Source organism: Mycobacterium sp. PO1 (assembly GCF_017312405.1).
Classification (GTDB): Bacteria; Actinomycetota; Actinomycetes; order Mycobacteriales; family Mycobacteriaceae; genus Mycobacterium.
The window spans coordinates 1-11,150 of the sequence record NZ_BLTG01000057.1; the positions used below are offsets into that span (position 1 = coordinate 1).

The 11,150-nt window shown below is 62.5% G+C and carries 11 protein-coding genes and 1 pseudogene; 10 read left to right on the forward strand and 2 right to left on the reverse strand.

Annotated elements, in window-relative coordinates; all coding sequences use genetic code 11:
• Window positions 1–730 (forward strand): IS256 family transposase (locus tag J3476_RS18865; protein WP_207067913.1); only part of this gene is annotated, 730 nt, incomplete at its 5' end.
• Between the two features lie 179 nt (window positions 731–909).
• Here the strand turns inward: J3476_RS18865 and J3476_RS18870 are convergent.
• The gene (locus tag J3476_RS18870; protein ID WP_207067914.1) at window positions 910–1,710 is read right to left on the reverse strand and encodes an IclR family transcriptional regulator; all 801 of its coding nucleotides are present in this window, start codon (window positions 1,708–1,710) and stop codon (window positions 910–912) included.
• Between the two features lie 532 nt (window positions 1,711–2,242).
• Between J3476_RS18870 and J3476_RS18875 the strand changes: the two genes are divergently transcribed.
• The 6 genes from J3476_RS18875 to J3476_RS18900 are packed head-to-tail and all read left to right on the forward strand — an operon-like array spanning window position 2,243 to window position 6,862.
• Entirely contained in the window at window positions 2,243–3,697 is a 1,455-nt protein-coding gene (locus J3476_RS18875; RefSeq protein WP_207067923.1) for an aromatic ring-hydroxylating dioxygenase subunit alpha, read from the forward strand.
• Between the two features lie 32 nt (window positions 3,698–3,729).
• Window positions 3,730–4,293: a 3-phenylpropionate/cinnamic acid dioxygenase subunit beta gene (locus J3476_RS18880; RefSeq protein ID WP_207067915.1), complete on the forward strand. Its 564-nt coding sequence runs from the start codon at window positions 3,730–3,732 to the stop codon at window positions 4,291–4,293.
• Complete coding sequence (locus J3476_RS18885) at window positions 4,290–4,595, forward strand: hypothetical protein (protein WP_207067916.1); 306 nt, start codon at window positions 4,290–4,292, stop codon at window positions 4,593–4,595. The genes J3476_RS18880 and J3476_RS18885 overlap by 4 nt, the downstream gene beginning before the upstream one ends.
• Window positions 4,592–5,395, forward strand: coding sequence for a 3-(cis-5,6-dihydroxycyclohexa-1,3-dien-1-yl)propanoate dehydrogenase (gene hcaB, locus J3476_RS18890; RefSeq protein WP_207067917.1), 804 nt, complete (start codon window positions 4,592–4,594; stop codon window positions 5,393–5,395). The genes J3476_RS18885 and hcaB overlap by 4 nt, the downstream gene beginning before the upstream one ends.
• A 28-nt stretch (window positions 5,396–5,423) precedes the next feature.
• On the forward strand, window positions 5,424–5,624 hold the full coding sequence (locus tag J3476_RS18895) for a ferredoxin (protein ID WP_207067918.1): 201 nt from the start codon (window positions 5,424–5,426) through the stop codon (window positions 5,622–5,624).
• Window positions 5,621–6,862 carry an NAD(P)/FAD-dependent oxidoreductase gene (locus J3476_RS18900; RefSeq protein WP_207067919.1) on the forward strand — a complete coding sequence of 414 codons (1,242 nt, stop codon included), beginning with the start codon at window positions 5,621–5,623 and terminating at the stop codon, window positions 6,860–6,862. Before J3476_RS18895 ends, J3476_RS18900 begins: the two co-directional genes overlap by 4 nt.
• 233 nt (window positions 6,863–7,095) lie before the next feature.
• Here the strand turns inward: J3476_RS18900 and J3476_RS18905 are convergent.
• A protein-coding gene (locus J3476_RS18905) for an IS3 family transposase (protein WP_207067920.1) occupies window positions 7,096–8,234 on the reverse strand; the annotation gives its coding sequence in 2 pieces (ribosomal slippage) (window positions 7,096–7,964 and window positions 7,964–8,234; 1,140 coding nt in all).
• A gap of 455 nt (window positions 8,235–8,689) precedes the next feature.
• On the opposite strand from J3476_RS18905, the gene J3476_RS18910 reads away from it, so the two are divergent.
• The 3 genes and pseudogenes from J3476_RS18910 to J3476_RS18920 form a co-directional block, all read left to right on the forward strand.
• Window positions 8,690–9,775 carry a cupin domain-containing protein gene (locus J3476_RS18910; RefSeq protein WP_207067921.1) on the forward strand — a complete coding sequence of 362 codons (1,086 nt, stop codon included), beginning with the start codon at window positions 8,690–8,692 and terminating at the stop codon, window positions 9,773–9,775.
• Between the two features lie 24 nt (window positions 9,776–9,799).
• On the forward strand, window positions 9,800–10,798 hold the full coding sequence (locus J3476_RS18915) for a dihydrodipicolinate synthase family protein (RefSeq protein WP_207067922.1): 999 nt from the start codon (window positions 9,800–9,802) through the stop codon (window positions 10,796–10,798).
• A gap of 18 nt (window positions 10,799–10,816) precedes the next feature.
• A pseudogene (locus tag J3476_RS18920) lies at window positions 10,817–11,116 on the forward strand (glyoxalase); the annotation flags it as partial.
• Window positions 11,117–11,150 lie beyond the last annotated feature (34 nt).

Genomic DNA, 11,150 nt, shown 5'->3' on the forward strand with positions numbered 1-11,150 from the left:
CCTTATCGCGACAGTCCCGAAACACCCCGATCCACAGGTCTTGACAATTTCTCCCGCTGCCATCGGGGTCACCCTGGCCGGGGAACGCGACATCCTCGGCTTGTGGGCCGGCACCGGCGGGGAGGGCGCCAAGTTCTGGATGAGCGTGCTCACCGACCTACGCAACCGCGGCATCAAGGACACCTTCTTCGTCGTCTGCGACGGGCTCAAGGGACTGCCCGAGGTGGTGGGCAATGTGTGGCCGCAGGCGATCGTGCAGACGTGCATCATTCATCTGCTGCGCAACACTTTTCGCCTCACGCCCCGCAAGTACTGGGACGAGATCAAGCGCGACGTCAAGCCGATCTACACTGCGGTCAACGCGACCGCGGCTCGGGCGGCGTTCGACGAGCTGGCCGAGAAATGGGGGCAGCGCTACCCGGCAGTGATCCGGCTCTGGGGCAACGCCTGGGCGGAGTTCATTCCGTTCCTGGACTACGACGTGGAGATCCGGCGAGTGATCTGCTCGACGAACGCGATCGAGTCGCTCAACGCCCGCTACCGCCGCGCGATCAAGGCCCGCGGACACTTCCCCTCCGAGCAGGCGGCGCTCAAGTGCCTGTATCTGGTGACCCGATCACTGGACCCGACCGGTGTCGGCAGGGCACGATGGACGATGCGGTGGAAACCTGCCCTCAATGCGTTCGCGATCACCTTCGCCGACCGATTCCCGGCAGCCGAAACCTACTGATGAAAAACGCCGGAAACACCGTTAGCGAGATAGACCCTCGGTGAGGACCGCCGCGAACATCGGTTCGGCATTCCGTTGCTTCTCCATGCTGAGGAATGCGTCGATGGTGGCAATGAAGCCAGGCAAATCTGGGGCGCCGCTGGGCATTTCACTGTCGGCTTCCACTTTTGGGGACGTCATCAGCCGAGATTGCGGGCTAGCTCGGCGGCGGCGTCTGTGAGGGCAGTGCGAGCTTTGCGGATATCCGAAGGCCGGAATCGATAACTGGGCGCTGACGCATTGAGTGCCAGCCTCATCTGGGAACCTCCTACGGGTACGGCCACGGCGACAGACGCGACGCCTTCCTCACTTTCCTGGTTGCTGGTTGCAAACCCACTTTTCCTGACCTCTGCCAATTGAGCGCGCAGTTCGGTGAGGGTTCGCACGGAATGCTCGGTGAGTGGCTCCAAATGTGGGTCGGGATACAACTGGTCAAGCTCGTCATCGGATAGTCCGGCGAGTAGGACCTTACCTGTCGACGTGCAATGTGCAGGACGTGTAGTACCCAAACGCGATATCACTCGAACGGCAGAAGGGCTTTCGAGTGCCGCGATGAAGCGAACGAGTCTGCCGTCCAACGTTCCTACGTGCACGGTTTCTTGCAACGTGTCTGCGAGGTGGCGCAGAATCGGCGCGGCGGTGCGTGGTATGTCCATCCTGGAGTACACAGCGAACGCCACGTTTGTTAACGACGGTCCGGGCTGGTATGCCCTGCTGATCGGGTCTTGGCGGACAAACCCGCGGTACTGAAGCATCGATAACAGGCGATGCGCGGTCGACGAAGCGACGTGCAGGTACTCGCTGGCGTCAGTGAGCCGGATCTCAGAGCGGTCTCCTAGGAGGAGGATTAGGCGAAGAGCGTTGTCGACAGACTCGATCGGATATTGCGGAAGCTTTCCGGTGCTGTCATGCTCCATGCCTGCGACTGGAGGTTTCTGCATGACAGAGACCTTACCGCGGTAAAAGCCGATTGCAGCTCGAAGAATCGCGACGCTCGGGCGTCGGCGACGAAATGTCGCCTCCCGCGCAACACCTGGCAGCGCCGTCGGCCCGAGCGGTCCGCAGACTTGCTTCCCACGCGGCGTCGTCGTCGATGACCAGTCCAATTCGGGGGCGGCGCAGGATCTCCAACGAAATCTGCTCGGCCAGTACCGCTGGCAGCTGCTGGCATCCCACGCTTGCCCGCCCGTGCGCGGCCGTACCGGGCCGCGGTCGTTTCGTTACGGGCCATGTGCGCACTCGTGCAAATCCCCTTGGCAAGGAGACATACTGTCTCGCGCGGTGACCGCCGTAGTGGACGTTTCGTCGAAGGCAACGACGAGGGCCGCGCGGCAGTTGGACGTATAAGCAAGGCCGGTTGACTCCACCGGCAAATAGACGGCATACTCTCTGCTAGACAGAGTCGCCTTCTACACAACAGTGAAGGCGCCTTGGTAGAGGATCGGGTCCCGTCGCTGAGTCATGGAGTTGAAGATGCAGGATCACGGTGAGGTGTCGGCGGCAGTACGCACTGGCATGATTCCGGCGCACGTGTACAACGACAAGCAGATTTTCTCGCTCGAGAAGGAGCGGCTGTTCAGTCGGGCGTGGTTGTTCGTCGCGCACGAGTCCGAAATTCCGCAGCCGGGCGACTACGTGGTGAGGCAAGTGCTACAGGATTCGTTCATCGTCGCTCGTGATTCTTCAGGCGAGGTCCGGGTGATGTTCAATATGTGCCTCCATCGCGGTATGCAGATTTGTCGGGCGGAGATGGGGAACGCGTCGAATTTCAGATGCCCGTACCACGGGTGGTCTTACCGCAACGACGGCCGCATTATTGGCCTGCCGTTTCACCAAGAGGCCTATGGAGGGGACGCGGGGTTCAACAAGACGGGTCAGACCCTGTTGCCGGCGCCGAGTGTGGCCAGTTACAACGGGTTGATCTTCTTGTCGATGGATCCTGACGCAGAATCGCTTGAAGACTACCTGGGTGATTTCAGGTTCTACCTCGATTTCTACACCAAGCAGGGCCCCAACGGTCTCGAGGTACAGGGTCCTCAGCGTTGGCGGGTAAAAGCGAACTGGAAGATCGCAGCTGAGAATTTCGCCGGGGACATGTACCACACGCCGCAGACGCACACGTCGGTGGTCGAGATCGGCCTGTTCCGAGAGCCGAAGGCTCACAAGCGCAAAGACGGCGCAACCTATTGGGCGGGCAGAGGTGGGGGCACCACATACAAGCTGCCTGAGGGGAGTTTCGAAGACCGGATGAGCTATGTCGGCTACCCGGCGGAGATGATCAGTCGTGCCAAGGCGACCTGGACCGAGCAGCAGCGACAGGTGGTGGGCGCCGATGGGTTCATGATCTCGGCGGCGACGTGCTTTCCGAACATCAGTTTCGTGCACAACTGGCCGAAAGTCGAGGACGGCGAGCACGTCTTACCGTTCATTTCGATTCGGGTTTGGCAGCCCATTAGCGAGAACGAGACTGAGGTGCTGTCCTGGTTTGCGGTGGATTCTGATGCCCCGGAAGCGTTTAAGGCGGACTCATACAAGGCTTATTTGATGTGTTTCGGCTCGACGGGAATGTTCGAACAAGACGACGTCGAGAACTGGGTGTCGCTGACCAACACCGCGGGGGGTTCGATGGCCCGCCGACTGCGACTGAACAGCCGGATGGGGCTGCTCGCAGACGATGCCCGGGTGGTCGACACCCTAAGCAGCGCTCAGTTCCACGGGCCTGGATACGCTCAGGTGGGTTACAACGAGAACAATCAACGGGAATTATTGAGGCTCTGGGCTAACTACCTGGACATGCCGCCGCTGCGAGTCGACCCGGCGACGGTGCTCACCGACAACCCGCAAGGTATTGAGCCAATGGTGCAGACCAATGGCCGTGCCGTAGCCGGTAGCGACTCGGAGTCGGCTCCGACGTCGGTGATGCTGTGACCGCCCACAATCAGTGCACCGGGGGTCGACCCATGGCGCCATCGGTACTCGGTGCGCACGCGGCCCGCGCCCAACGTGTGGGGGACGCCTTGCCGTTCGACGATTCTCTCCACCTGGAGGCGCATCGCTTCCTCGTCAACGAGGCGTACCTTCTCGATGCCCAAGACTACGACAGGTGGCTGGGTGTACTTACCGAGGATATTCACTATTACATGCCGGTGCGGATCACCACCGCCGCCGGCGCTGGATTCGATAGCTCAGCAGGAATGGCGCATTTCGACGAGAACAAATACTCACTCAGTCGCCGCGTTGCCCGATTCGCCACCGAGCATGCCTGGACTGAAGATCCGCCGTCGCGCATGCGTCACTTCATCACCAACGTGCGCACATTCCTCACCGACGACGCCGACCACCTCGCGGTCGACAGCGCTGAGTTGTTGTTTCGCAGCCGCGGCGACGTCAATGAGTCCACGCTCCTTTCATGCGGTCGTGAGGATCTCCTACGTCGCGATGGCGACGCCCTCAAACTCGCCCGGCGCACAATCGCCGTCGATGAATCAGTGCTTCGAATGCAGAATCTGGCGGTATTCCTATGAGCTCGAACCAACCCGGCGAGGGCGCGCAGTCACCACGACAATCGGCGTGCGAGGAACTGTCGACGCTGCTGGCCGGGGCGACCGGCGATGTACTCAACATCGCCAACGAGTTTGCAGAGGTCGTCGTGCGCCGAGTGACCACTCGCAACGGAGCTCGGCTGTTGATTCAGGCGCCGAAATCGGCGCAGTGGGTGTCGCTGGATGCCTTGGAGATCGAAGCGTTGACCTGGCAGAACCCGGCCACCTTAGCGGCCATGGTGGGGAACGCAGGGGCTCCCTTGATTCTGGGCGACGAGGTATGACTAGCTGGCTGGCGGGCAAACGCGCGTTGATCGTCGGAGCAGGTTCGGGTATCGGTCGGGCCACTATCGACGCGTTCCTCAACGAGGATGCCCAGGTCGCCGTGCTCGAGTACGACAGCGATAAGTGCGCCGCGCTTCGCCAGCAGCTGCCCGACATCCCAGTAATCGAGGGCGATGCGACCACCCGCACCGCCAACGACGAAGCTGTGCAGGTCGCTGTCGACGCGTTCGGCGGACTCGACACATTGGTGAACTGCGTGGGGATCTTCGATTTCTACCGCCGTATTCAGGACATCCCCGCCGAGCGAATCGACCAGGCGTTCGACGAGATGTTTCGTATCAACGTCCTGAGTCATATCCACTCAGTGAAGGCAGCGGTGCCGGCACTGATGGGCCAGGGCGGCGCCTCAATCATCCTCACCGAGTCCGCCTCATCGTTTTATCCAGGACGCGGCGGCCTGCTGTATGTGGCGTCGAAGTTCGCGGTGCGTGGCCTCGTCACCGCACTGGCTCACGAACTCGCGCCACAGATCCGTGTGAACGGTGTCGCCCCAGGGGGAACGTTGAATACCGACCTGCGCGGACTCGACAGTCTCGACCTTGGCTCCCGCCGTCTTGATGCTGCACCCGACCGGGCCCGCGAATTGGCTGCTCGCACACCGCTGAACGTGGCCCTATCGGGTCACGACCACGCGTGGAGTTACGTCTTTCTCGCTTCGCACCGCTCCCGCGGGCTTACCGGCGAAACGATCCGCCCCGACGGCGGTTTCAGCCTCGGACCTGCACCCCAGCGCAATTGAACCCGACGAACACAGGGAAGGAAAGCACATGGACGGAGTCATAAAGGCTAACCACGCGGTATGTCAGGGATACGCGAACTGTGTCGTAGCCGCCGAGGACTACTTCGACATCGACGATCGGGGACTCGTGTTGGTCCGGAAGACGGAGGTCCCTTCCGCGGACAGGACGCGGGTCGAGGAGGCTGCGCGCAGCTGTCCGGTGGTCGCGTTGGAAGTTTTAGACGAATGACGTCGCGGGTCGTCATCGTCGGCAGTTCTGTCGGCGGGGTCCGCACGGCCCAGGCGCTGCGATCGGAAGGCTACGATGGCGACGTCGTCCTCGTGGGCGAGGAAACTGCACTGCCCTACGACAAACCGCCACTATCCAAAGCGTTGCTTGCGGGTACGAGTGACATCGCCGCTGCAACGTTACTCACCAGAGACGCAGCCGCCGCCGACGCCATCGAGCTTCGGCTCGGCCGCCGCGCGATCGGAGTTGATGTCGCAGCGTGTCAGGTGGAGTTCGCCGATGATGAGCCCCTGCACTACGACTACCTGGTGGTGGCCACCGGAGCGAGCGCGCGACCATCCCCGTGGGGCCAGGGACCGGGCGTTCATGTGCTACGCACCTTAGAGGACTGTCTGCGGCTAAGAGCCGACCTCGTCGCCGGTGCCCGCCTCGTGGTGATCGGGGCAGGATTTATCGGGGCCGAGGTCGCGTCAACCGCGCGGTCACTGGGTCTGCAAGTGACGGTTGTCGACCCGGTGCCGGTGCCGATGAGCCGGGTGCTGACCGAAGAGATCGGCGGGTGGTTCGTCGATTTGCACCGAGACCACGGAGTGCACACGCGATTCGGCGTCGGTGTCGAGAATATTGAGGGGGAGCGCGGCAACCTTAAGATCGGCCTCACGGACGGGACCGTCCTAGAAGCCGACACGGTGGTGGTGGGCATCGGCGCCGTTCCGAATGACGGCTGGCTGATGCCGTCGGGACTGGTCGTCGATGACGGCCTGGTCTGCGACGAGTTCTGCCGTGCAGTTACGTCACAAAACATCTACGCAGTCGGCGACGTGTCGCGTTGGTTTCATCGCGCCCGCGGCGTGACGATGCGCATCGAACACTGGACAAACGCGGTCGACCAGGCGTCTTGCGTCGCGCATAATATTTTGTATCCCGATGAATTGCGCTGCTACGAGCCCGTCGAGTACGTCTGGAGCGACCAGTACGACTGGAAGATCCAGTTTTGCGGCCAAACAACTCACCTAGGAGAGCCACTCGTCGTCGGAGATCGATTGTCCGACAATCGATTCACAGCGCTCTACCCCGATCGCGAGCAACGTTTGAGCGGCGCCGCGATCGTGAACTGGCCTCGAGCACTGATCGAGTGCAGGCGTGCACTGCTGGCCGGCAGCGATCTCGAAACTGTGCGGGGAAGGCTCGAACTGTTAACGAACCCACCCGACACCGCCGCGACGCGATCACCATAGTGCGGCCACACGTGGTTGGCCGCCGCATCAGACGTGGCACTGTACGTGCACCGAAGATGCTGGCTGCGGCGTCGCAATTTTAATTCGACAACGTCTCACCAGCGGGGAAAACGGCCCTCAAGATCAACACTTTGCCGTTATCTCGCCTCACCCGATCTCGAGTTGCTCCCCAGCGCCAACAGTGTCCTTATTGCGTTGCGGTCCTGAGGGGGACCCGATTGGTGGTCCAGTCGCTATGCGACTTTCGGTTGGTGGGTCGTGGCCCACTGTAGGGCAAGCTCGGCTGGGGTGAGTTCGCCGTGTGCGGTGTGGGGTCTGTTGGCGTTGTAGTCTCGGCGCCAGTCCTCGATGATTACCCGGGCCTCCAGCAGCGAATCGAAGCGCCACGAGTTGAGCAGTTCGTCGCGTAGTCGGCCGTTGAACGATTCGATGAAGGCGTTCTGCCACGGTGAGCCGGGATCGATGAAAAGTGAACCGGCACTGTTGAATCGGCACCAATCGGCCACAGCGTGCGCCACGAACTCTGGCCCGTTGTCGAAACGCACATAGTGCGGCGCCCCGTGGATGAGGGCCAGCCGATCGAGCACGGCGACGACACCGTCGGCGTTGATGGACCGGTCGACTTCGATGGCCAGGGCTTCCCGGGTGAACTCGTCGATGATGTTGAGCATCTTGATGGTGCGGCCGTCGGCGGTGGTGTCGAACTGGAAGTCCATCGCCCAGATGACGTTCGGACGGATCGGTGACATCGCGCCCACGGCCACCCCGATGCCGGTCAGCCGCTTCTTGCGGCGGCGCTGCGGGACCCGTAGGCCCTCTTCGCGCCAGAGCCGGCGGATGCGCTTGTTGTTGGCCTGCCAGCCCGCCCGGCGGGCCATCTTGGCAGCGCGGCGCCATCCCCAGCGAGGCCGGTCGGTGGAGAACCGGCGCAGCCAGGAACGTAGTTCGACTTCCTCGGTGGTGACCGGTGATGGCGTCAGGCGCATCGTGGAGCGGTGCAGGCCTACAACGGTGCAGGCGCGGCGTTCGGACACCCCGAACCGCTCACGCAGCATGGTCGCTGCGCGGCGTTTGCGGTTCGGGGTCAGAAGTTTCCCGACCCGATCTCCTTGAGCATGTCGATGTCGAGGGCCTGATTGGCCACCAGCTTCTTGAGCCGGGCGTTTTCGGCCTCGAGCTCCTTGAGCCGCTTGGCGTCGTTGGCCTTCATGCCGCCGTACTGCGCCACCCAGCGATGCCAGGTCGATTCCGCAATTTCCAGATGCCGGCACACCTCGGCCAGCTCCTGGCCCGAGGCGAGCAGCTTGTTGCCCTCGGCGAGCTTGCGGATGATCTGATCCGGGGTGTGCCGCCGGCGCTTGTTCGATGCCATGTCGTTGGTGATTCTTCCTGCCCGAGCATCCGGGCAACAGAGTCCCACAACGACTGGACCACTACAGGGGGCTCACCTCATACCGATCCGAGATGACTAGCGGAGCTGGCGCGACTCGGCGCGGGGGCCGCCGACGTGCTGGCTGAAGAAAGCCGACGTGCTGGCTGAAGAAAGATAGTCTTTCCGCAGATCGGCGCGCGAGCAGCTCAATGAACACGGTCGCAAGTCCATCCGGGAGCACCCGCGACCACCACGAATTGCGGCACCGGATGACCTGGATGGCGGCGGTGTCGGCGAATTCGTCTAGCAGGCTGCATAACTCGACCTTTCGCCCCGTTAGGGATACTGACCCAAGAGGTCAGCTCAGTGCGGCCCGTGCGGTATTGACGCAACCGGCGGATGCCGATAGTCTCTAATTGACAGAGTGCCATTCTGCTAACCAGAGAAGGTAGCTAATGTCCACCGCCGAGACTTCAGAACTCCGCGAATTTGACGTCGAGCTCGAGGCTGTCAACTTACGTGGGCAATGGATCTACGACGACATGCTGGAGAGCGTCGTCGGCGGGCCCAAGCCTGCGGGTGTTCCGTTTCTGTGGCGATGGCACGATGTTTACGCGAAGCTTCTGAAGTCGTGCGACGTGATGCCTGAAAGTTTGACGGCGCGACGCAATCTCTCGTTCATCAATCCGGATGCCCGGGGAACCACGCACACCATGAACATGGGTATGCAGATGCTCAAGCCCGGCGAGATTGCCTATGCGCACCGCCATACCATGGCGGCGCTGCGGTTCGCTATTCAAGGCGGCCCCGGCCTGGTGACTGTGGTGGATGGCGAGCCGTGTCAAATGGACACCTACGACCTGGTTCTGACCCCTCGCTGGACGTGGCACGACCATGAGAATGCCACCTCGGAGAACGTCGTTTGGCTCGACGTGCTGGATATCGGATTGGTGCTCGGGCTGAATGTGCCCTTCTATGAGTCCTACGGCGAGATGCGCCAACCTCAACGCGAGGACCCGGGAGAGCATCTCGCTGACCGGGGGGGCCTGCTGCGCCCGGCGTGGGAGCAGGTCAAGGCGGCGAACTTCCCGTACCGCTATCCTTGGCGTGACGTCGAGCGGCAGCTCCAGCGGATGGCGGGCCTTGCGGGCAGTCCTTACGACGGCGTAGTCCTGCGTTATGCGAACCCCGTTACCGGGGGATCGACTATGCCAACGCTGGATTGCTGGGTGCAGTTGCTGCGGCCGGGCCAGCGGACCGAGGCCCATCGCCACACGTCGAGTGCCGTGTATTTCGTCGTGCGTGGCGAAGGGACGACGGTCGTCGACGACGTGGAGCTTGACTGGGGGCCCCACGACAGTTTCGTGGTGCCTAACTGGAGCACCCATCACTTCGTCAACCGGTCGACGGAAGATGCCGTGCTGTTCTCGGTCAACGACATCCCTACATTGAAGGCTCTCGATCTCTACTACGAAGAGCCCGAGCTGTCTTTGGGGACGCAGCCATTTCCGCCGGTCCCCGCTAACCTCCGAGCCCGCTGACGTTTCACGAGAGAGGCAGTGCACGTGCGTGACACGAAGTTGACCGTTGATGACATCACCGGGGTCGTCGGCATTATCCCTACGCCCTCCATCCCGACGGCCGACCAACCGGGCACCGCGTTCTCCGTGGACCTCGATGAGGCGGCGAAGCTCGCCGACGCGATGGTCCGTGGCGGAGTGGATGTGCTTATGACCACAGGCACCTTCGGCGAGTGTGCCTCGCTGACGTGGGACGAGTTGCAGAGCTTTGTCGCCACCGTGGTCGACGCCGTCGCGGGACGTATCCCGGTTTTCGCCGGAGCGACGACGTTCAATACCCGAGATACGATCACGAGGGGTCGCCGGCTCGGCGAGCTCGGTGCCGATGGCCTGTTCGTGGGTCGTCCGATGTGGCTGCCCCTGGATGACGCCGGCATCGTGCGCTTCTACCGCGATGTGGCCGAGGCAGTGCCGAACATGGCATTGGTGGTCTACGACAACCCCGGCGCCTTCAAGGGAAAGATCGGGACGCCCGCCTACGAGGCACTTAGCCAGATACCCCAGGTCGTCGCTGCCAAGCATCTCGGGCTGCTCAGTGGCTCCGCCTTCCTTTCCGACCTCCGCGCCGTCGGCGGTCGTGTGCGGCTACTGCCGCTTGAGACTGACTGGTACTACTTTGCGCGGCTCTTCCCAGAAGAGGTCACCGCCTGCTGGTCGGGCAATGTGGCCTGCGGCCCTGCGCCAGTAACGCACTTGCGCGACCTAATCCGAGCCGGCCGCTGGGACGACTGCCAAGCGCTCACCGACGAACTGGAGGCCGCTCTCGCGACGCTGTACCCGGGCGGCAACTTCGCCGAATTCCTCAAGTACAGCATCCAGATCGACAACGCCCAATTCCAGGCGGCCGGTTTCATGCGCACGGGGCCCACCCGACCGCCGTACACCGAAGTGCCGGAGTCCTATTTGGCTGGCGGGCGCGAGGCGGGAAAGAACTGGGCCGCACTCCAGCAGCGCTATGCGTCACTTGCCGTCTCGAACCACTGAATCGCCTGAGGACAGCACGTGTTGGTGAAGACGTTGGGTTATGTGGGTGTGGAGTCTCCGGATGCGAAGGAGTGGTTGGCGTTCGGTCCGGAGGTTTTGGGGATGGAGGCGGTGGAGGCGGCCAGTGGGTCGGTCCTGTTGCGGATCGACGACGCGGATCACCGGATCGCCGTTCATCACGGGGACCGCAACCGGATGCTGTATGCGGGCTGGGATGTGGGCAGCGAGGAGGCGCTTGAGGCTGCCGGGGAGTTGCTGCACAAGCGGGGCATTGGGTTTGAGGTGGGAACCGAGGAGGACTGCGCAGCCCGCGGGGTGTAGGGCTCTTCGACGCTGTCGGATCCTGCGGGGT